Genomic DNA, 21,590 nt, shown 5'->3' with positions numbered 1-21,590 from the left:
CGATGCATTCAGGGTCAAGCCGGCAGGCAGGCTGCCGCTGGTCACGCTGAAGGTATAGGGCGCCATGCCGCCCGTCGCCGTGACGCTGACACTGTAGGGGGATTCCGCCACGGGATTGGGCAAGGTGGCCGGGATCAGGCTGACGGCGGGCGCGCCCACGGTGACCATCACGGTGGCCGGTGCCGAAGTGCCGCTGCCATTCGTGGCCGTATAGGTAAAGCTGTCGCTGCCCCCGTAGCCCGTCGTCGGCGTGTAGCTGATGCTCGTGCCGCTGGCCGTCGCCGTGCCATGTGCGGGTGGCGATGCCACGGCCACCGAGGCCGCCGCGCCGCCGCCCAGGTTCAAGGTGATCGGATTGGCGCTGCTGCCGTAGGCCACCGTCGTTGTGACGGCCCCGGCGACAGGCACGGCGACCGCCACCGTGCCGGAATAGGCGCGGACACCGGTATATGGTCCGCTGCCGCTGCTGCTGTCTGTGGCCGTGATGCTGAAGCTGTACGCACCCGCCACCGTCGGCGTGCCGGACAAGGTGCCGTTCGCCGCCAGGGTCAAGCCGGTGGGCAAACTGCCAACAGTAACGGCATAGCCATACGGCGACGTGCCGCCAGTGGCGGTGACGCCTTGGCTGAAGGCGACGCCAGCCGTCATTGCAGGCAAAGCCGCCGGCGCGACGCTGATCGCCGGCACTGCCACCGTCAGCGAGTAAGCCCGCGTACCGGCATACGGACCGCTGCCCGTCGAACTGTCCGTGGCGAGCACGGTAAAGTTGAAGGTACCGCCCGCCGTCGGCGTACCCGCCAGCAGACCGGCATTGGACAAGGTCACGCCGGCCGGCAAGGCGCCGGCGCTGACGGCATAGGTGTAGGGTGCAAGACCGTTCGCGGCCGTCAGGGTCTGGCTGTAGGCCGCACCGACTGTGGCACTAGCTACGCTGGTTTGCACAATCGTCACCGTCGGCGTGCCCACGGTGATCGTCACGGTGGCCGCCGTCGAGGTGCCGATGCCGTTGCTGGCCGTGTAGGTAAAGCTGTCTGACCCGCCGTAACCGGCCGTCGGCGTATAGGTGATGCTGGTGCCGCTGGCCGTCGCCGTGCCATGGCTGGCGGCGGATGCCACCGCCACCGAGCTTGCCGCGCCGCCGCTCAGGCTCAAGGTGATCGGATTGGCGCTGCTGCCGTAGGCCACCGTGGCGCTGACGGCGCCGGCAATGGGTGCACCCGGTGCCACGCTGCCGGAATAGGCGCGCGAGCCAGAGAAGGGAGCGCCTGCGCCAGTGCTGCTGTCGGTAGCGGTGATGGTGAAGCTGTATGCGCCCGCCGCCGCCGGCGTACCGGACAGGGTGCCGTCCGCCGCCAGGGTCAAGCCGGTGGGCAAGCTGCCGGCGGTAACGGCATAGCTATACGCTGCCGTGCCGCCGGTGGCGCTGACGCCCTGGCTGAAGGCAACGCCGGCAGTCATGGCCGGCAAGGCAGACGGCGCGATGCTGATCGTTGGCGCAGCCACCGTCAGCGAGTACGCACGCGCGCCAGTATATGGGCCGCTGCCCGTCGAACTGTCCGTGGCAAGCACGGTAAAGTTGAAGGTGCCAACAGCAGTCGGTGTGCCCGACAGCAGATCGGTGGCAGTATTCAGGCTGACTCCGGCCGGCAAGGTGCCGGCGCTGATGGTGTAGGTGTATGGCGTGGTGCCGTTCGCGGCGGTCACGCTCTGGCTATACGCCGTCCCCACAGTTGCCGCAGGAACGGTGCTTGGCGCAAGGACGATGGTGGGGCCGCCAACCGTGATCGTCACGGTGGCAGGCGCCGAGGTGCCTATGCCGTTGCTGGCCGTGTAGCTAAAGCTGTCCGGCCCGCCGTAGCCTGGCGTCGGCGTGTAGGTAATGCTGGTGCCGCTGGCCGTCGCCGTGCCATGGCTGGCGGCAGATGCCACCGCCACCGAGGTTGCCGCGCCACCGCTCAGGCTCAAGGTGATCGGGTTGGCGCTGCTGCCGTAGGCTACCGTGGCGCTGACATTGCCGGCAATGGGCGCACCCGGTGCCACGCTGCCGGAATAGGCGCGTGAGCCAGAGAAGGGAGCGCCTGTGCCGGTGCTGCTGTCGGTGGCGGTAATGGTGAAGCTGTAAGCGCCCGCTGCCGCCGGCGTGCCGGACAGGGTACCGTCCGCCGCCAGAGTCAAGCCGGTGGGCAGGCTGCCGGCGGTAACGGCATAGTTATAGGCTGGCGTGCCGCCCGTGGGGGTGACGCCCTGGCTGAATGCGACGCCTGCCGTCATGGCCGGCAGGGTCGACGGCGCGATGCCGATCACCGGTGCCGCCACCGTCAGCGAATAGGCACGAGCACCGGCATACGGGCCGCTGCCCGTCGAACTGTCCTCGGCGCGCACCGTGAAATTGAACGTGCCTGCCGCCGTCGGCGTGCCCGAGAGTAAACCCGTGGCGGTATTCAGACTCACCCCGGCCGGCAAGGCGCCAGCGCTGATCGCGTAAATATATGGCGCGGCGCCATTCGCGGCGGTCACGTTCTCGCTATAGGCCGTCCCCACAGTTGCCGCGGGCACGGTGCTTGGCGTAATCGTGATGGTGGGTCCGCCAACCGTGATCGTCACGGTAGCCGGCGCCGAGGTACCCACGCCGTTGCTGGCCGTGTAGCTAAAGCTGTCCGGCCCGCCGTAGCCTGGCGTCGGCGTATAGGTGATGCTGGTGCCGTTGGATGTCGCCGTGCCATGGCTGGCGGCGGATGCCACGGCCACCGAAGTTGCCGCACCCCCACTCAGGTTCAGGGTGATCGGGTTGGCGCTGCTGCCGTAGGCCACTGTGGCGCTGACAGCACCGGCCGTCGGCGCACCGGCCGCTACCGTGCCGGAATACGCACGCGCCCCCGTATAGGGTCCGGCGCCGCCACTGCTGTCGGTCGCGGTGACCGTAAAGCTGTAGGCACCAGCAGTTGTGGGCGTGCCGGACAAGGTACCGTTCGCCGCCAGGGTCAAGCCCGCAGGCACGCTGCCGGCGGTGACGGCATAGCTGTACGCTGCCGTGCCGCCGCTGGCGGTAATGCCCTGGCTGTAGACCACGCCCACTGTCGGCACCGGCAGGGTCGACGGGGCGACGCCGAGCGTCGGCGACGCCACCGTCAGCGAGTAGCCGCGCGCACCGGAATACGGGCCGCTGCCCGTCGAACTGTCCGTGGCGCGCACGGTAAAGTTGAAGACGCCGCCCGCCGTCGGCGTACCCGACAGCAAACCGGTGGAGGTATTCAGACTCAACCCGGCCGGCAAGGCGCCGGCGCTGATGGCGTAAGTGTATGGCGCGCCGCCGTTCGCGGCGGTCACGCTCTGGCTGTAGGCCGTCCCCACAGTTGCCGCCGGCACGGTGCTTGGCGCAAGCGTGATGGTCGGTCCGCTGACCGTGATCGTCACGGTGGCCGGCGTCGAGGTGCCGATGCCGTTCGATGCCGTGTAGGTAAAGCTGTCCGGCCCGCCGTAACCTGCCGTCGGTGTATAGGTGATGCTGGTGCCGCTGGCACTTGCCGTGCCGTTGCTGGCGGCGGACGCCACGGCCACGGACGTTGCCGCGCCGCCGCTCAGGTTCAGGGTGATCGGATTGGCGCTGCTGCCGTAGGCCACCGTGACGCTGACATTGCCGGCAACGGGTGCACCGGCAGCCACCGTGCCGGAATAGGCGCGTGCGCCGGAGTATGGTCCGGCGCCGGTGCTGCTGTCGGTGGCGGTGACGGTAAAACTGTAGGCACCGGCCGCCGTGGGCGTGCCGGACAGGGTGCCGTTCGATGCCAGGGTCAAGCCTGCGGGCAGGCTGCCGGCCGTTCTGGCATAGGTGTACGTGCCGGTGCCGCCGCTGGCGGCTATCGTCTGGCTGTAGGCGAGACCGGCTGTCATTGCCGGCAGGGTCGTCGGCAGGATGGCGATGGTGGGCGCGGAGACCGTCAAGGTATAGGCGCGCGTGCCATTGACGGCCAGCGAGTCGGTGGCGCGCACGGTGAAGTTGAAGGTGCCGCCCGCTGTCGGCGTACCCGACAGCACACCGCTACCACTCAAGCTCATGCCAGCCGGCAAGGCGCCAGCGCTGATGGCATAGGTGTACGGCGCCGCGCCACCCGTCGCCGTCATGGTCGTCGTCGGGTAAGTCAGGGCCACCGTGGCGTTCGGCACGGTGGCCGGCGCCAGCACGATGGCGGACGTGATCGTGACGTTGTACACGATGGGCTGCCCCACATCGTCCCTGACGGTAAACGTGTCCGAGGTCGCGCTGAGATTGGTATTCCGGTAGCGCACGGCATTCGTGGCATTCGAATCTTCCAGCGTGCCATATAGCGGCGCCACCAGGGTGCCCGTCAGACCGAACTGGGAGCAAGGCGCATTGGTGTAATCCTCGTAATACTCGCCCCCCGCGACGATGCTGACCGCGCGCGGGCTCGGGCAGGTGCTGGCGGCGGAAGCCTGGCTGGATAAGAGGGAAAGCAAAAGAAACAGCAGGGTTCCCGCCAGGCGCATCAGCCACGATGGCCCCAAGCCTTGAGCTGGCGGCGCGCCATGGATCCCGGCAATGCAGCCGTCAACACCGCGGACAGGCGTGAACAGCCATCCAAATTTCGTGAAATTTAGAAACATTTGTCTTCCCTCGATACATTTATCTTGACGCTGGACCTTGTACGGATAACGGTCATGGCAAACCTGCACTCCGATGACAGCAACCTTCAACAGGCCTGAAGATGGCTTCCCAGCATGATTGAACCTTGCTTTACGTCAATCTATGCTACTACGACTTACAAGGAAAGTAACTGCGAGATATTATCAAATAGGGAAGTTTTTTAACGAAAAACAATTATTGTTGAAATGGTGTATTTATCTGGCAACAGAATTGAAAGAGAATGCCTCATGGAGGGCTGGATTGACCAACTCGCCGTGTGTCATGCCTGTGGTTCATCGGGCGTGGGGGCAGCGAATTGGCCTTGCGCAGCCCGTCGTCAGTTGTACGCACGCAACGCCGACGACTGTCATCTTGCAAGCCACGCGCACAGAATTTCTTGCCGGTGGGCAGTACGGCCTGCCAGGCAGTTTGCCCGGCAGGCCGCGCCACCTGGTGGCCGCTTACTGCATGGCTTGCTGCAAGCCCGGCGCAAACTCGGCGCCATGCTTGATCTGCGCCGTGGACGCCTTCAGGGTGGCGCCAATCGGCTCGGCACGGCCAGCCAGGCATTGCCCCAGGAAGTTTTCCGTCACCGCATTGAAGGCGATGTTGTTCACGGGCCGGGCAAAGCCATGGCCCTCGTCCGGGAACAATACATACGTGACGGGAATATTCTTCGCCGCCATGGCCGCCACGATCTGGTCCGATTCAGCCACGTTGACTCTCGGGTCGTTCGCGCCCTGGCCGATCAGCAGCGGACGCTGGATGTTCTGCGCAAAGTTCAGCGGCGAACGTTCCTTCAGCAGCGCCTTGCCCTCTTCCGTCGTCGGGTCGCCCATGCGCTTGTAGAACTGCTGCTTGCCCGCTTCCCAGTACGGCGGGATGGTTTGCAGCAAGGTAAACAGGTTCGACGGGCCGACGATGTCGACGCCGCAGGCAAACGTCGTCGGCGTGAACGCCATGCCGGCCAGGGTGGCGTAGCCGCCGTACGATCCGCCCATGATGGCGACCTTGTCGGCCGTGGTCACGCCGCTCTTGACGGCCCACTGCACGGCGTCGAGCAAGTCGTCATGCATCTTGCGGCCCCACTGCAGGTCGCCGGCCGAGATGAACTGCTTGCCAAAACCCGTCGAGCCGCGGAAGTTCACGGACAGTACGGCGTAGCCGCGGTTGGCCAGCCACTGATGGTAGCCGTTGTAGCCATAGGTGTCGCGCGCCCAAGGGCCGCCATGCACCAGCAGCACCATCGGCACCGCCTGCGTGGCCTTGCCATCGGACGTCGCCTTCGACGCCTGCGGCAAGGTCAGATAGGACACCAGGGTCAGGCCGTCGCGCGCCTTGAGTTGCTGCGGATACATGGGCACCAGCGGCGCGCCTTCCAGTTCCGGCCGGGTCACATACAAACGCGTGAGCTTCTTGGTCTTGCGCTCGTACAGCCAGCTCGATGGCGGCGCCGTGACGGCGTCGACACTCACCAGCCATTTATCGTCGGCATCCGTGCGCGACGTTACCGTGAACTGGCCCTGCGTGTTTTTCTTCAGGAAAGCCAGGTCGGCTTTCAACTCGTTCGTCAGCGGCAGATATTCCTGCTGCAGATAATTGACTGTATACGCTTGCACCTGGCCCGTGCGCGTGTCGTACAACGCATCGGCGATGTCGGAACGCGGGTCTTGCGCCACGACCGTGCTCTTGCCGCTGGCCACGTCCTGCGCCAGCAGCGCCGAAGTATTGCGGCCGCGCGAATCGGTCCAGTACAGAGTCTTTCCGTCGACCGTAAAGCCCAGCGGCGCCGTGGTCTGCGAGTCTTCCAGGCCCACCTCGGCCAGCGGCGTGCTCTCGACCTTGCCGTCCGCCAGACGGAAATACTGCATGCCGCCATCGGCGCGCGCCTTGCTGGCGATGCGCAAATTGAGCAGTTCATCGGCCAGGTAGCCGCCATAGCCATCGTTCTGCTGCACCAGGGTCAGCTTGCCACTGGCCAGGTCGAGGCTGTACACGTCGTGCCAGCGCGCATCGCGGTTATTGATGCCGACGAGGATGCGGTCCTTCACCTTGCTGCTGATCTGGACGATCCGCACGCGCGTCTTCTCGAACGGCGTGTAGCTGATCTGCTTGCCGCTCGCCACGTTCACGCCATACAGCAGGAAATTCTCGTCGCCGCCCTTGTCCTGGATGAACAGCAGGGTTTTCGAATCGGGCGACCAGAAGCTGCTGCGGATGGGCCGCACCTTTTCTTCCGTCAACGGGCGCGCCTGCGCCAGGTCGCCGGCCGGCGCCACCCACACATTGAGCACGCCATCGCGCGGCGCGATCCACGACAGCCACTGCCCATCGGGACTGAGCTTGCCACCGGACTTGCTGGGATTGCCGAACAGCTTGGCCCGCTCGATCAGCGGCGTTTCCTTGACAGGGGCTTGGGCGTGCGCCGGCAGTGCGCCAGCGAACAACAGGACAGGCAGGACATAGCGAATCATGGACACCTCATGGTTGTGGGATGAAGGGAAAACATAATAATTATGCATGTGCCAGCACATCATAGGCCAAAGCCATATCGCCAGGTTGATGACAGTGATGGGCGACACGAATCGGGGGATGGAATGCGGGAAAGGGAGTATGGAATGCGATGCGGACGACCATCCCAACGCTGGGCTGCGTTTGATGGGCTAGGTCTGCGGCGCAGCCATCGTTGTTTGCTTCGCCTCGGCCAGTATCCATTGCGTGAATGTCTGGATGGGTTTTCCGCTCAAGCCGATGGGCTCGGGAAGGACGATGCAAAAGGTCTTGGAGATGGTTTTTCCATCGGGCCACGGAGCGGCCAAGCGGCCTTGCGCCAGCTCTGTTTCCACGTAAAGACGCGGCACCAGGGCGACGCCGAGACCGGCCAATGCCGCCTCGATCAGCATGGCATGCAGATCGTAGCGCGCACCGGTCGCAGGATTGTTCAGCGCGACTCCGGTTTCCCGGGAATAACGTTCCCAGGCATCCGGATTCTGCCGCCGATGCAGACGCGGCAGCGTATCCAGTGCGGTTGATCCTTTGCCCTCTTTCAGAAGTGCGGGATGGCAAACTGGCACCAGCACCTCATGCAGCAACGGATACGTACGCATTCCTGTCCAGGCCGGATGCTCGAAATGGATGGCGGCATCGAAGCCGCTGCCGGCAAGAACGAAGGGGTGCATGCGTTCGGTGAGATGCACAGTGATGTTCGGATGCTGCTGCTGGAATTGTGGCAAACGGGGAATCAGCCACCGCATGGCGAACGTCGGGATGACGGCAATGTCGAGGCTTGCGCCATCGATGGGCTGTCCCATCAGATACTGGCTGTCTCGCTCCAGCCGGTCGAGCGACTCGCGCACTTGCGCCGCATAACGCTCCCCGTTCGGCAATAGCCGGACACGATTGCCGACTCGTTCAAACAAGGTAACGCCAAGAAAGACTTCCAGCCGGCCAATCTGCCGGCTGATGGCCCCTTCCGTCAGCGACAACTCCGCCGCCGCCCGGGCGAAACTGCCATGGCGGGCAGCGGCCTCGAAGGCCATCAGTGCGGCGTTGCTGGGGATCTTGCGGCGCATGAGAGTTCCTGACTCAGAGCCAAGTTAACGGCTCACCTTGATGTTTAATCATGGAAGGATACCAAAAAATCGATTTATAGGGATAAATTCAGGGTACACAATGACTGAACATCAACAAGGAAGGCCGGTGCGCAAAGCGTCCGGTCACGAGCGATCTCATGATATATACAGTCGAATGCAGCTTTGCCGATCCCGCCAGCGAAGCGCAGTGGAATCATTTCTATAGCCTGGAAAAACTGCCCGCCCTCATTTCGGTAAGCGGCTTCCATACCTCGCAGCGCTTCAAGGCCTTGAGCGCCGGTTGCCCTGTCTACCTCGCCATGCATACGATCGACAGTCTCGATGTGCTTCAGGGACAGGAGTATCGCCAGAAAGGCGGCGGCAATTTCGCGCGCTGGCAGCAGCACATCACCGACTGGCACCGCAATCTGTATGCCGGCCTTGAGCGCGCACCGGCCATCGGCGCAGACGACTATCTGGTGACGAGTACGGTCGGCCCGGAGCCGCTTATCGACATGGGCCTCGCTCCCTGTCGGATGCAGGCTGTCGCGTTGGAAAGGTTTCCTGAATATCGATGGGTGGCGAAGATGGGGCGCGCCACTGGCCCCGGCATGCATCAGCTGCCGGAGGGCGTCCATCTGTATGCGCCCATGACCGGTCAGTTGACGAATGGCAGCGACATCGCTGCGCACATTTCGCGGTAGAGCCCACATGCCCAACGTGACGATTTTCATGCCAACAGAAAAGATGCCGCCGGATGCAAATCTGGCGGCACTCACCGACCAATGTACCGAACTCTGCACAGGGATGCTTGAAGCTGCGCTGGAGAACGTGCACATCATCTATGTCGGTGTCCATCATGGCCGGGGGAATCCGGCCTATGCGGAAATCCAATACCGGCTTGTACCGTTCAGGACGAAAGCAGTCATGGATGTGTTCATGGAAAGGCTGGAGGGCATCATCAAAGAAAATACCGGCCTTGCTGCACGCATCCGCTGTTTTGGCTATGCGGCCCCGGCCATTCATGCACGCAATTGATTATCAGAAAGGAATACGGCAGTGGATCACATACCATTTCCCAGCCAGCAGATAGGCGAGTTTTCGATCACGGCCATCAGTGACGGATACCTGTCCGCCAGTCTGGATTTGCTCTCCAATATCGGTTCGATGGATGCGTCAAAACTGCAGCAGGACGCGGGGGTGAACGATCCCTCTTCCATCCATATCAACTGCTATCTGGTGCGCGGCCGTGGCCGCACAATCCTGATTGATGCGGGTGCGGGCGGATTCAAGCAATGGGGCGGCAAGCTGAAAGCCCATCTTGCGCTGGCTGGCGTACAAGCCTCCGACATCGACACGATACTGCTGACGCATGCGCATCCCGATCATGTCGGCGGGCTGCTTGATGCGTCAGGAGAAGCCGCCTTTCCCGATGCGCAGCTGGTGGTCCACCAGCACGAGGTTGCTTTCTGGGAAGACGATGGCAATCTCAGCCGGGCAAGTGATCGCGCTCGCGGCAACTTTCTGTTTGCCCGGAAGGTGTTTGACAAGTATCGGGAAAAGATGCGCTTGTTCACTGAAAACGAAGTTCTCCCGGGCATTAGTGCGATGCCGCTTCCCGGACATACCGCAGGGCATTCCGGTTATCGCATCGAATCCGGTGGACGAAGTCTGTTGATTTGGGGGGATATCGTGCATTTCCCCCAAATCCAGATTGCGCGTCCCGACGTATCCATTGCCTTCGACCAGGATCCCCTGCTGTCGGCCGAAACACGCTCGACACTGCTCGATGTGGTCAGCGCCGACAACATCCTCATCGCCGGCATGCACCTTGGCGAACTCGGCTTCGCACACATCCAGCGCAAAGGCAATCTCTACAGGATAGTCTACGAAGCCTAGCGGCTGCCCGCGCGCAACAAGGTCAAGGCCTGCCGGCGAGTTGCTTCGTCCGGGGAAGCGACCCGGCGCCTTCACAGTCGTAGCTTGCCTGCGCGCAGATCTCCCAGCCGCCGCCCAGCGCCTTGTAGATGCTGACAACGGCAAGCCGCTGGTTGGTGCGCGCGATGGCCAGCGCACGCCGGCTGGCAAAGTCGGCCCGTTCCGCTTCGAGCACGTCCAGGTAGAGGCCTGCGCCTGCCGAAAACTGTAGCCTGGCAAGACGCGCAGCCTCGCGGGTTGCCGCCGATTCCTGCATTCGCAAGCCGAGCGTGCTGCCTGCCGTGCCGTGGGCTTTGAAGGCATCGTCCGTTTCCTGGAGTGCGCGCAAGACGGCCCGGTCGTAGACGAGCAGGGCTTCCCGGACGCGTGCCTCGCTGGCGGCGATGCGGGCGCGCACGCGCCCCGTATCGAGCAGATTCCAGCGGATGACGGGGCCAAGGAAGCTCGATTGCATGCCAGCGTCGCCCATCGCATCGAGGCTGCCCGCGACGAGTCCGATGGAACCCGTTACCTGGACCTCGGGATACAGGCCAGCCGTCTCCACCCCGATGCGGGCCGTCGCGGCGGCAAGATTGCGCTCGGCCGCCGCAATATCGGCGCGCCGCGCGAGCAGCCCGGCAGGATCGCCCACGGCAATCGTCCGCACCGTCAGCGCGTCACTTGCCGGCGTGGCGGCGGGAAGGCTGAACGTCTGCGGCACTTCGCCAAGCAGGACGGCCAGCGCGTTGACGGAGGCCGCGCGGCGGCGCTCCAGTTCGGGCGCGGCCACCTCCACCGAGCGCAGCAAGGCCTCGGCACGGAGCCGGTCGAGTTCGCTGGCAGAGCCTGCGCTCACCATGCGCTCGACCAGCGCCAGGCTGTCGCGCTGGCTTTGCCGGATGCTGGCAACAACATCGAGTTCAGCTTCGATGCCGCCCAGCTCGAACCAGGTGGCCGCCACCGTTGCGGCAACACCCGACTGCACGCCGCGCAGCAAGGCCTCGCGCGAGCCCGCCTGCGCCTGGCCCGCCTCCACGGACCGCCGCACGCGGCCGAACAGGTCGATCTCCCAGGACGCATCGACGGTGCCGCGATAGCTTTCGCTCTGGCGCGGCTGGCCGGGCAGCGTTTCGGCCTTGCTCAGGCGGCGCTTCTCATACCCGAGCGCGGCGCCACCTTGCGGCAGGAAGCCCTGCCGGTCTTCGCGCAGCAAGGCTTTTGCCTCCGCGAGCCGGGCGGCAGCGATGCCGACGTCGTGGTTGGCCGCCAGCGCCCGCTGGATCAGGGTGACCAGCGCCAGGTCGTCGAAGCTGCGCCACCACTCCACCTCGACCGCTCCCGGCACAAGACCGGCTTGGGCCTGGCCTGCGCTGCCGGAAAACTGCGCTGCGGACAGCGGCGGCGGCAAAGGCGTCGCATAATCGGGGCCGACCGCGCAGCCGGCCAGCAACGTGAGCCCACTCAATGAGACTAAAATTGTTTGATACGGGCGATTCATGTCGTGCTCCTGTCCATACTTGTCTTGGTAATTGGCGTGTGGCGTTCGAAGCGGACCGCCAGGGCGCGCATCACCACATAAAACACGGGCGTGAGGAACAGTCCGAACAGTGTCACACCCAGCATGCCGGCGAACACCGCGATGCCCATGGCCTGGCGCATCTCGGAGCCGGCGCCACTGGCAAAAACCAGCGGCACGACGCCAGCGATGAAGGCAAGCGAGGTCATCAGGATGGGCCGCAGCCGCAACCGGCAAGCCTCGATGACCGCATCGAGCGCGCTCGCCCCTTCCATTTCCAGGCTACGGGCGAACTCGACAATGAGGATGGCGTTCTTGGCCGCCAGTCCGACAAGCACGATGAGCCCGATCTGCACGAAAATGTTGTTGTCGCCACCCGCCAGCCACACGCCGATGATCGCGCTCAACAAGCACATCGGTACGATCAGCAGGACGGCCAGCGGCAGCAGCCAGCTGTTGTACTGTGCGGCCAGGATCAGATAGGCGAGCAGCACGCACAGCGGGAAGATGAACAGCGCCGAATCGCCAGCCAGCTTTTGCTGGTAGGTAAGGTCAGTCCACTCAAAGCTCATGCCTTCAGGCAGCACCTCCTTCGCCAGCCGTTCCATGACCGCCACGGCCTGCCCCGAACTGACGCCTGGCATCGCGCCGCCCGAGATGTCGGCCGAAGGATAGCCATTGTAGTGAACCACGCGGTCCGGACCGGAACTGGGCGTGACGGTGACAAACGACGACAAGGGCAGCATGTCGCCGGCCGCATTGCGTACCTGCAAGCGGCCGATGGCCTCGGCCTGCATGCGATGCTCGGCATCGGCCTGGGCCGTTACCTTGTAGGTCCGGCCGAAGCGGTTGAAGTCGTTGACGTAGAGGGAACCGAGGTAGATCTGCAACGACTCGAACACGTCGGCCAGGCGCACTCCCTGGCTCTTGACCTGGGTACGGTCGATGGCGACCTCGAGCTGCGGGGCATTGACGTCCAGGCTGGTCATGAGGCCGGCCACCTGTCCCGACTCGCTTGCCTTGGTCATCAGGATATGCGTCTGCTGCACCAGGGCATCGAGCCCGGCGCTGCCACGGTCCTCGACCAGCATCTTGAAGCCGCCGGTCGCGCCAAGGCCGGGGACCGGCGGTGGCGGGAACACGCCGAGGAAGCCGTCGGGAATGCCGGCGAACTTCGCCTGCAGGCGCCCGGCGATTGCGTTCGCCGTGAGGTCGGGCGTCGTGCGGGCCTTGAACGGGTCGAGCATGACGAACATGACGGCCGCGTTCGGCACGTTGACGAAGCCGTTGATCGACAAGCCGGGGAAGGCGACGACGCTTTCGACGCCAGGTTCGGCCAGCGCAATCTTCGACATTTCCTTGGCGACCGCGTCGGTACGATCCAGCGATGACGAGTTGGGCAACTGCGCGATCGCCACCAGATAGTATTTGTCCTGCATCGGCACGAAGCCCGGCGGCACGGCCTTGAAGCCGAAGAAGGTCAGCGCGAGCAGGCCGCCGTACACGAGCAAGGCCATGCCGCTGACCCTGACGACTTTGCGCACGGTGTTGCCATACGCATCCGGCGCGCGCTGGAACGGCCGGCCCAGCATCTGCAACAGGCGCTCGGCGCGGCCACGCAGGCTGCGTGGATCATGCACGGCCTCGGCCCCGGCCTTGACCTTGCCTGGCTTGAGCAGAATGCCGGCAAGCGCCGGGCTGAGCGTGAGCGAATTGACGGCCGACAGGATGGTCGAGATGGCGATCGTCAGCGCGAACTGGCGGTAGAACTCGCCCTGCAGGCCGCTCAGGAAGGCGGTCGGAATGAACACGGCAGCGAGCACCGAGGTGATCGCGATGATGGGACCCGTGACCTCGTCCATGGCGCGCCTTGCCGCTTGCCTGGGCTCCTCGCCATTTTCGATGTGGCGTTCGACGTTCTCGACCACCACGATCGCGTCATCGACGACGATGCCGATCGACAGCACCAGGCCGAACAGGGACAGGGTGTTGAGCGAGAAGCCCATCAGATGCATGACGGCGAAGGTGCCGATCAGCGACACCGGCACCGCCATGAGGGGAATCAGCGACGCGCGCCAGTTGCGCAGGAACAGCACCACCACGATGACGACGAGAATGATCGCCTCGAGCAAGGTCGTTGCCACCGATTCCAGCGAGGCACGCACAAAGACCGTCGGGTCATAGGCGATGCGCGAACTCAGTCCAGCCGGGAAATTTTCCTCCAGCCGCTGCATGGTGTCGCGTACCGCCTGCGCAACATCGAGCGCATTGGCGCCTGGGCTTTGAATGATCTGCAGGGCGACGGCCGGCTCGCCGTCCAGCAGACTGCGCAGCGCATACGCGTCGGCACCCATTTCGATGCGGGCCACGTCGCGCAAACGCGTCACCTGGCCTTCGGCGCCCGTGCGGATGATGATGTCGCCGAACTGTTCCTCGTCGGTCAAGCGTCCGAGCGTGTTGACCGTCACCTGGAAGGCGGCGCTGGAGTCGGGAGACTGGCCGACGGAACCGGCGGCCACCTGTACGTTCTGTTCCCGCACGGCGGCAATCACCTCGCCGGCCGTCAGGCCGCGTGCGGCGATCAGGTTCGGATCGAGCCACAGCCGCATGCTGTATTCGCCCGCGCCCCAGACGAGGACGTCGCTGATGCCGGGAATGCGGGACAGCTCGTCGCGCACCTGGAGGTAGGCGTAATTCGATATGTACAGGGGATCGTAGCGCTTGTCGGGCGACAGCAGGTGCACCACCATCAGGATGTCCGGCGAGGTTTTCTGCGTGACGACGCCCTGGCGCTGCACTTCTTCAGGCAAACGCGGCAGCGCGCGCGCGACCCGGTTCTGCACCTGGACCTGCGCCATGTCGGCGTTCGTCCCCTGCGCGAAAGTGACGGTCAAGGTCATGCGGCCGTCGGTTGCCGATTGCGACGACATGTACTGCATGCCCTCGACTCCGGTGATGGCCTGCTCGAGCGGCGCCGCCACCGTTTCGGCGATCACCTTGGGATTGGCGCCAGGATAGGCGGCGCTCACCTGCACGGTCGGCGGCGTCACCGCAGGATACTCGCTGAGCGGCATCTGGAAGAAGGCGACAATGCCGGCGAGCACCATCAGGACCGAGAGGACGATGGCAAAGATCGGGCGGTCGATGAAGAAACGTGGAAAGGACATTACGCGGCTCCCGAGGTTTTCGGCACGGCGATGGGCGTACCGTCAATCGCGGCAGACTGCGGCGTCACCTGCATGCCAGGGCGCACGAGACCCTTGACGACGATGCGCTCGCCAGGCTGCAGCCCCTGCTCGATCACGCGCAAACCGTCGACCATCGGGCCAAGCTCGACGGGCCGGAACTCCGTCTTGTCGCCTTTGCCGACCACCAGCACATAGCGGCGCCCCTGGTCCGTGCCTATCGATTGATCGGAAACGAGCACCCTGGCTTGCTGCGCCCCCGTCTCCAGCCTGACCTTGGCAAACAGGCCGGGCGTCAGTCTGCCATCGGGGTTGTCGACCACGGCGCGGACACGCACCGTTCCCGTCCCGCGGTCAGCGGCGTTGGCAAGGAAATCGACACGGCCGGGACGCGTGTATGTCTTGTCCGTGGCCAGTGCCACCATGACCTTGGCCGCCTGCGTTCCACGCGCGGTGGCGCTGGCCCGGCCGGCGGCGAGCGAGCGCAAATAGGTGCGTTCATCGACATCAAAATAAACGTGCAGGGGATCGATGGAAACGATCGTCGTCAGGGGCGTCACGCCGCTGGCGACGTAGTTGCCCTCGGTGACGAGGACTTGGCCGACACGTCCGCTGATCGGCGCCGTGACGCGCGTGAAACCGAGCTCCAGCTGAGCGGCGTCGAGCGCGGCCTTGGCGGCGTCGACCTGTGCCTTGCTCGCATGCAGCGCCGCCGTCGCCACGTCGAGACGGTCGCGCGCGACGATCTTCGTGGCGAACAGCTGTTCGGCGCGTGCATGCTCGGCCTGCGCCAGCATCGACGCCGCCTCAGCCTCGCGCAGGCGCGCCGTGGCGGCATGCACCGCCGCCTGGAACACGCGCGGATCGATCACAAAGAGCTTGCTGCCCTTCTCGACAAAGCGGCCTTCCGGCACGCTCACGTCCTGCAAGTAGCCGGCCACCTGCGGGCGCAGTTCAACCCGCTTGACGGCGGTCAGCGAGCCGTTGAACTCGACGTACGGTGTTGCCTGGCGAACGATCACTTCGGCAACGGGAACGCCGGGCGGCTTGGCCGCAGCGGCAGGCGATGCCGTCTGCTTGCATCCGCTGACGGCAAGCGCGGTACCCAGCACCGCGGTAATCAGGGTTATTGGTGTGACTTTCATCATTGTGCCTTTCGCGACTGGAGTCGACATGGTTTTGTTGAGCTGAAACAACTCCCATTGCCTTTATCCGACCTGACACACTTGGAAGGTCAAGCTTTTTTATCGATGTGAGGACTGGGGTGGTGCTGTGATGCGCACCGTGTCGATATCTCACTGGCGCGTATGGCCGCCGCCATCCCCGACCTGCAGCGCAACCATGACCGTCTGCTGGTCTTCGCCGACGAGGGCAATGTGGTGGCCCTGATCGCCTGGCTGAAAGTCCACCAGCTCGACCTGATGGCCAACGAAGAAAGGCGCAAGCACGGCATCGCCTTCGAGGTCGATTTTAATAACCACGAAACGGTCGATATTTCCATCAAGCTGGACCTGACCGAACGCGTGGCCGTCAAGACCGGCGAGGTGGGCCGCCTCGACATCAAACACCTGGCCGAGATACAGCACATGCCGGCCTACGCGGACGAGTTCTGGAAACTGTATGACGGCGAGACACTGCTCGTCGAATGGTGCACGCCCAGCGCCACGCCATCAATCACAAGGTGGCAATCGATCTGCGCCGCAGTCAGGCGCAGCGCATCAAAGCCCAGCAAGGGCCGGATGGCGCGGCCTGTCCTGCACGCAAGCGGCGCAAGGAATTCAAGGGAAAGAATGGTCGGATCAAGCGGCAGAAGGCAGCGATGTTCAGCAAGATCTGCACATCCAAACATCTGAAAGTGAAAGCGACCGGCCACCAGATCGAGGTCGGGTTCTTTGGCTGGGTGGCGCGCGTGGCGCATGTGCATCAGTTTGGCCGGCAAGACCGCGTTAGCAAGAAGGGCGCAGTCTACAAGTACCCCGAGCGGCCGCTATTGGGCTTGAGCGAGCCGGATCGGACGTCGATACGCGAATCTCTACTGCGTCACATGGAGCAAAACAAAGATGCTTCAATGCAAACTTCAACTGACATTAGTTATCAAATGAGTTAGAGTCGCATGATACCCACCGCCAAGAGCGGTCTTTCGGAAAACAGAGGTTTTCCGATGCCATAGTGGCAGAAGCCTATCGGGCACGTGTAGACAGTGGAAATACGCAAAGCAAACCACGTCGGGTTGCTGATACAACCGTAAACCTCGCTTATGACGTTTCCCGACGGAATTCTTGGCGGTTCCGGCCTCCCGCTATTCCAGGCGGCGATACGGATATTCTTAACGAGAGGCAATCTGGTGTTGAACTTAATATAATTAAATAAACATCATTCTCTCTAGAAAGCATTACATGCCTGAGATAATCCAACAGGGCGACACCACGAGTCATGGCGGCACAGTATTGGAAGGATCCCCGCGTGACCTGTGCATGGGCAAGCCGATCTCATATCTGGGCCACAAGGTACACTGTCCAAAGTGCAAAGGCATATTTCCAATTGTCGAAGGAGTAACAACCACGTCGTTCTATGGCAGAGGTGTGGCGGTTGCGGGAATGAAAACCTCGTGCGGCGCAGTTCTTATCGCTTCCCAATTCACCGATACAGTGGAATGGAGTACAGGCACATGGCAAGCCGCTGAGCATTCGAATGCGACTGCGGCGGCTGCCGCGCAATTAGCGCAGGGGGCTTTACCTCGACGTTCGTCTGCTGCGGCCTCGGAGATCGCCGAAAGCTATGACGAACAACCACAGCTTCACGCCAGCGAAATCGGTGGCATTCCGTATTTTGTCGAGACCAAGGACGGACGTCGCTTCTCTGGCCGCGCAACGATGGAAGGCATGCTCCCCCGCGTGGAAACATATAACGAAGAGGAATACACCGTTTACTGGGGTGACGTTGCCCTGGCTAAAATGGAAGAGGTCGGCTGATGGCAGCGGAGCTCAAACAACAAGCAAAGATTAAGACGAACACCACGAAGGACTCCGTGTGCAAGATTGACGTTCCCGTCGTCAAATTCGCCGACCTTTGGGAAAACTATGTTAGTGGTGCACCATACAAGCCAGGGGAAGGCGACAAGGGGGACTATAGTAATCAATGCGCCCTACGCATGAGTGCGACTTTTCACAAGGCGGGAATCAAGATGCTTTCCTTCTCGCAAAAAACCGTAAAGCCGATGCCAGGCACGAAAGTATTGGGGCGCGTCATGTTGAACGGCTCCCCCGCTGCCGCGCGGGCATACGAACTTAGCGAATGGCTCAAGCTACAGCCGTTTTGTGGCTTGCCCAAAAAGCCCGAGAACATCACCGGCAAGGATTGGGAATCGAAGGTCAAGGGGCGTACTGGCATAATAATGTTTCATGCTTACTGGACTCGCAGCGGGGAAGCACCTGCAAGCGCAAGCGGTGGGCACATCGATCTATGGAACGGGTCACGGCTCACGAATAACGGCCTAACCGGAACGCTGGAGACATTTGCACGGTTCACGCTGGGAATCAATAACCCTTGGATACCGATTTACTCCGATCTTCGGAACTCGAAATTAATCCTTTTCTTCGAGGTCAAATGATGGTGAAAAAGATTGCTTTTATTGTCCTCGGGTTCTTGGTTGGCATAGCCTTCGATATGGTGCCTCATGCGTTTGAGGTCGTCGCAAAGACCAACGTTTGTCGCGAATCATGCTCCAACTTACTAAAAGTCGTGTCAATCGTCATCTATGCGATCTTGCCAATAGCATGGGGTTGTCTCTTGGGTGTAGTGATTGGAAAGCATCACCAAAAACGAATACTAGGAATACTGTTGACCAGTGCGCTATTGTCTCTAGTTGTCATGGCAGTATTAACTTGGTTTCTCTACAAGCACCAACACCCATGATTTTCAACCTCGCTAGACATCAACGTTAAGTCAAACCTCAACTGCTCCATGGTCCGCTATAGGGTGCGGAAACGGCCACCCGCCACATCGTCCCCGACTTGGGAAATATAAGTTTATGCCTCACGGACTGCCATAGTCGCTAAGCCGCTTATCAACCCGCCCCCGCGTGCATCCGCACGCGGACTTCGGCAACATGCACTGCATGAACGCCGACCTGTCCGAGCTCCTCCGCTTGCTGCAAAACCTGATCCGCTTGGGCACCATTGCCGAGGTCAACGGGGCCAAGGCGCGCGTGCGGCTCGGGCCGACACTCACCACCGAATGGCTGAACTGGGCCACCCGGCGCGCCGGCAGCACACGCACCTGGTCGGCGCCTATCTAACGACTTCCGCACCTTGAATGGAAGCATGCCTGAAAACGAGTTGAAAGGAACATTGTACTTGGTGCCTCTAAGAATGAGCAGGGTGAAGGCAGCTGCCACCGTCCCACCACCCTGCTGAAAACTCATTCTTTTTGTTTCGACGACAAGACTTTTCCTCCTTTTAGGAGAACGGTTGAGTTCGTGATGCCTTTTAATACAAGCTCGTACGGATGCTCGTGACCACGTTCTCTCTCTGCATGATTTTGGAGGAGCAATTTAAGGGCCTCAATATCTCGCTCACTTGGTGCTGCGCTAGGGCGGAGTTTCGATAGATAGATAAACACATCATGGCGGTGGTTCTGATCTTCCTTGAGTGCAATTAGCACAGAGATCCGAGAGCTAGTATTGCGAAAAACATATACCAGGAAGACTGCCATACTAACGTACAATCCAGCAACACCTTGAATAATGCTGTCTGAAATAACCGACTTTAACCCTTGCTGAAGTGACTCAGAAAGAAAACTTTTGTATAGAAGGCTACCCGAAATGGCTAAAAATACCAACCATAAGTTTACGCCGGCGAACATAGTAAATACCTTAGTACGAAGTCTAAGAGCATTGTCCATTAACTCGTCAATCATTCGGTTCAACGCTACCCGCTCCTCACGTTGTGTTTCTTGCATTTCTACAGTTTTTCGAAGCTTCAGAAGATCGTCAAGAGAGCTATTTTTCCCCTCGCTCATCATTTTTTGAGCAATGATCTGATCAAGCCGATCTTCGAGACTCCCCCCAGCGGTCATTTCGTCTGGAGGATTCTCAGCGCGTAAAATGGGCAGCGCACGTCCTTCATGCCAAAAATAGGTATCTGATGTTAGACCTTGGACAAGATCACGAAGGTTGCTAAGCTCCTGTTTCGTTTCAGCAAGCTGCCTTGCCAAGGTAATATCTTCAGTATTTTCGTTGAATACACCAAGAGTAAGTTTACTGAATACTTGTGGGGATATTCGCCGCAGGCCGGCCATGAGCAAAAATAAGAAGAAAAACGTCCCAAAGACTATCAATTCTGGGGACTCTGGCGAGTCTAAAGATCGTCTGTATGGAGCCCCGCCGCCAACTGCAAAAGACAAGATCGGGGTGCCTGCTAAAAGAAAAGCAACTACCATTTTTTTTGCGGCCTGAGCAGAACAGCTAGGGTGAATGCAAATTCTGGCACTATCTATTTTTATACTTTTCATCTAATTTTGAATTCCCCGTTTTGGCCATTGGCAGTAAAAAGTGACAAATTCAAATCATGACTGCGATATGATTATATGGTGTAAACTACACCGCACAATCTGCTCGCTGCAAAGTTGGCAGATATGGCTCCCGATGAAATATTTTTTGAACGGAGACTAGCCATATAAGGATACAGCCGACCAATATCTTTGTGCCTGAGCACTTCCTTCTTGTCAGTGGACTTGGATCAGTTGTGATCACCGCGACTAGGCATCGCCGAACTGCACACCCAGTTCAACTAATGCGCTGGCATTTACGATTCTTCCGGATGTAAACGGAAAAACCCAGCACCGATATTATACAAACGTATAATATACAGTACTGGGTTTCTATACAGCTTGCGCCGTAAGTCCTTGAATCTAATGGTCGGGGCGAGAAGATTCGAACTTCCGACCCCATGCACCCCATGCATGTACGCTACCAGGCTGCGCTACGCCCCGACGAGGTGGGAATTATAGCAGACGCTTTTAGGTTTTTGCCATGCTTTGCGCATGATTCATATCGAACTGCGCAAACTTTTTTGCATGGCCCGGCCAGGCGCCCTATTCGCTCAGCAGCAGCGCCGTCAGGACGATGCGGAAACCGGCGATCAGCGGTTCGACCTTGACGTCGGGATTGTGCACCACGCGCACGGGCAAGCCCTGGTACATGGCGATCATGGCATTCAAGCGCCCTTCGAGCATCTCTTCGTCGGCCGGCAGGCCGCGCTTGATGCGCGCGTCGCGGATGATCGTCAGGAACAGGGCGCGCGAACGCCGGTCGGCACAATGCAGCATTTCGGCAATGGCGGGATTGCGCGAGGCCTCGGCAAAAATTTCCAGCGGCATCACCCACGTTTTCGGATCAAGGCTTTCCAGCACGTGCTCGCCCGCATTGTCGATCACGGACTGCAACGGGTCTTCGCGCTGCGCCAGATCCTGCATCAGGTTCGACACCCGCTCGGTGTTCTTCATGACGAAGGCGGCGATGATCGCATCCTTGCTGTCAAAATAATTATAGATGTGGCCCGCGCTCATGCCGGCCGCTTTCGATATCTCGGCCATGCTGGCGCCGTGAAAGCCGCGGCGGCTGAAACAGCTTTCGGCCGCATCGAGCACCTGCTTGCGCCGCGTGTTGGCGCGCTCGGGGTCCGGATGCTTCTTTTCAACTTGGTTCATGATTTTCCAGTAGCGCGCCGGCCCTGCCCCTGCGGACAAGGGCAAGGCCG

15 protein-coding genes, 1 tRNA gene and 1 pseudogene are annotated in these 21,590 nt (G+C 61.4%); 8 read left to right on the top strand and 9 right to left on the bottom strand.

Annotated elements, in window-relative coordinates:
* The 3 genes from SKZ59_RS05995 to SKZ59_RS05985 all read right to left on the bottom strand — a co-directional run.
* A partial coding sequence (locus SKZ59_RS05995) for a beta strand repeat-containing protein (RefSeq protein WP_319991074.1) occupies nucleotides 1-4,623 on the bottom strand: 4,623 nt, incomplete at its 3' end.
* Between the two features lie 480 nt (nucleotides 4,624-5,103).
* On the bottom strand, nucleotides 5,104-7,116 hold the full coding sequence (locus SKZ59_RS05990; RefSeq protein WP_319991073.1) for a S9 family peptidase: 2,013 nt from the start codon (nucleotides 7,114-7,116) through the stop codon (nucleotides 5,104-5,106).
* Between the two features lie 189 nt (nucleotides 7,117-7,305).
* Entirely contained in the window at nucleotides 7,306-8,214 is a 909-nt protein-coding gene (locus tag SKZ59_RS05985; protein ID WP_070305253.1) for a LysR substrate-binding domain-containing protein, read from the bottom strand.
* A 158-nt stretch (nucleotides 8,215-8,372) separates the two neighbouring features.
* Between SKZ59_RS05985 and SKZ59_RS05980 the strand changes: the two genes are divergently transcribed.
* The 3 genes from SKZ59_RS05980 to SKZ59_RS05970 are packed head-to-tail and all read left to right on the top strand — an operon-like array spanning nucleotide 8,373 to nucleotide 10,113.
* The gene (locus tag SKZ59_RS05980; protein WP_319991072.1) at nucleotides 8,373-8,918 is read left to right on the top strand and encodes a sugar ABC transporter; all 546 of its coding nucleotides are present in this window, start codon (nucleotides 8,373-8,375) and stop codon (nucleotides 8,916-8,918) included.
* A 7-nt stretch (nucleotides 8,919-8,925) separates the two neighbouring features.
* A complete protein-coding gene (locus SKZ59_RS05975; RefSeq protein WP_319991071.1) occupies nucleotides 8,926-9,252 on the top strand; it encodes a hypothetical protein in 327 nt (108 codons plus the stop codon).
* Nucleotides 9,253-9,273: 21 nt separating this feature from the next.
* Nucleotides 9,274-10,113, top strand: a complete 840-nt coding sequence (locus SKZ59_RS05970) for an MBL fold metallo-hydrolase (RefSeq protein ID WP_319991070.1) — start codon at nucleotides 9,274-9,276, stop codon at nucleotides 10,111-10,113.
* A gap of 22 nt (nucleotides 10,114-10,135) precedes the next feature.
* Here SKZ59_RS05970 and SKZ59_RS05965 read toward each other — a convergent pair whose 3' ends face one another.
* From SKZ59_RS05965 to SKZ59_RS05955, 3 genes are read right to left on the bottom strand one after another with little or no spacing between them, the layout of a single operon-like run.
* The gene (locus SKZ59_RS05965) at nucleotides 10,136-11,629 is read right to left on the bottom strand and encodes a TolC family protein (RefSeq protein ID WP_319991069.1); all 1,494 of its coding nucleotides are present in this window, start codon (nucleotides 11,627-11,629) and stop codon (nucleotides 10,136-10,138) included.
* Entirely contained in the window at nucleotides 11,626-14,814 is a 3,189-nt protein-coding gene (locus tag SKZ59_RS05960) for an efflux RND transporter permease subunit (RefSeq protein ID WP_319991068.1), read from the bottom strand. Before SKZ59_RS05960 ends, SKZ59_RS05965 begins: the two co-directional genes overlap by 4 nt.
* Nucleotides 14,814-15,977, bottom strand: a complete 1,164-nt coding sequence (locus SKZ59_RS05955) for an efflux RND transporter periplasmic adaptor subunit (RefSeq protein ID WP_319991067.1) — start codon at nucleotides 15,975-15,977, stop codon at nucleotides 14,814-14,816. The genes SKZ59_RS05960 and SKZ59_RS05955 overlap by 1 nt, the downstream gene beginning before the upstream one ends.
* A 162-nt stretch (nucleotides 15,978-16,139) precedes the next feature.
* On the opposite strand from SKZ59_RS05955, the pseudogene SKZ59_RS05950 reads away from it, so the two are divergent.
* From SKZ59_RS05950 to SKZ59_RS05930, 5 genes and pseudogenes are all read left to right on the top strand, one after another.
* Nucleotides 16,140-16,349: pseudogene (locus SKZ59_RS05950) on the top strand (phage tail protein); the annotation flags it as partial.
* Nucleotides 16,350-16,477: 128 nt separating this feature from the next.
* A complete protein-coding gene (locus SKZ59_RS05945; protein ID WP_319991066.1) occupies nucleotides 16,478-16,939 on the top strand; it encodes a phage virion morphogenesis protein in 462 nt (153 codons plus the stop codon).
* A gap of 289 nt (nucleotides 16,940-17,228) precedes the next feature.
* A complete protein-coding gene (locus tag SKZ59_RS05940; protein WP_319991065.1) occupies nucleotides 17,229-17,804 on the top strand; it encodes a PAAR domain-containing protein in 576 nt (191 codons plus the stop codon).
* Nucleotides 17,804-18,442 (top strand): T6SS effector amidase Tae4 family protein, encoded by a 639-nt coding sequence (locus SKZ59_RS05935; RefSeq protein ID WP_081367942.1) that lies wholly within the window; start codon nucleotides 17,804-17,806, stop codon nucleotides 18,440-18,442. Before SKZ59_RS05940 ends, SKZ59_RS05935 begins: the two co-directional genes overlap by 1 nt.
* 507 nt (nucleotides 18,443-18,949) lie before the next feature.
* Nucleotides 18,950-19,129, top strand: a complete 180-nt coding sequence (locus tag SKZ59_RS05930) for a phage baseplate assembly protein V (protein ID WP_319991064.1) — start codon at nucleotides 18,950-18,952, stop codon at nucleotides 19,127-19,129.
* Nucleotides 19,130-19,251: 122 nt separating this feature from the next.
* Here SKZ59_RS05930 and SKZ59_RS05925 read toward each other — a convergent pair whose 3' ends face one another.
* The 3 genes from SKZ59_RS05925 to SKZ59_RS05915 all read right to left on the bottom strand — a co-directional run bounded on the left by SKZ59_RS05925 (nucleotide 19,252) and on the right by SKZ59_RS05915 (nucleotide 21,540).
* Nucleotides 19,252-20,343, bottom strand: coding sequence for a hypothetical protein (locus tag SKZ59_RS05925; RefSeq protein ID WP_319991063.1), 1,092 nt, complete (start codon nucleotides 20,341-20,343; stop codon nucleotides 19,252-19,254).
* Nucleotides 20,344-20,746: 403 nt separating this feature from the next.
* Nucleotides 20,747-20,823 (bottom strand) — tRNA-Pro (locus SKZ59_RS05920).
* Nucleotides 20,824-20,925: 102 nt separating this feature from the next.
* Entirely contained in the window at nucleotides 20,926-21,540 is a 615-nt protein-coding gene (locus SKZ59_RS05915) for a TetR/AcrR family transcriptional regulator (RefSeq protein WP_034752166.1), read from the bottom strand.
* Between the last annotated feature and the right edge of the window lie 50 nt (nucleotides 21,541-21,590).

The sequence above is a fragment of the Janthinobacterium sp. GMG2 genome, assembly GCF_033949445.1.
Taxonomy (GTDB): Bacteria; Pseudomonadota; Gammaproteobacteria; order Burkholderiales; family Burkholderiaceae_D; genus Janthinobacterium; species Janthinobacterium aestuarii.
The sequence above is the reverse complement of the archived record's forward strand: the minus strand, read 5'-3'. Positions and strand labels throughout refer to the sequence as shown.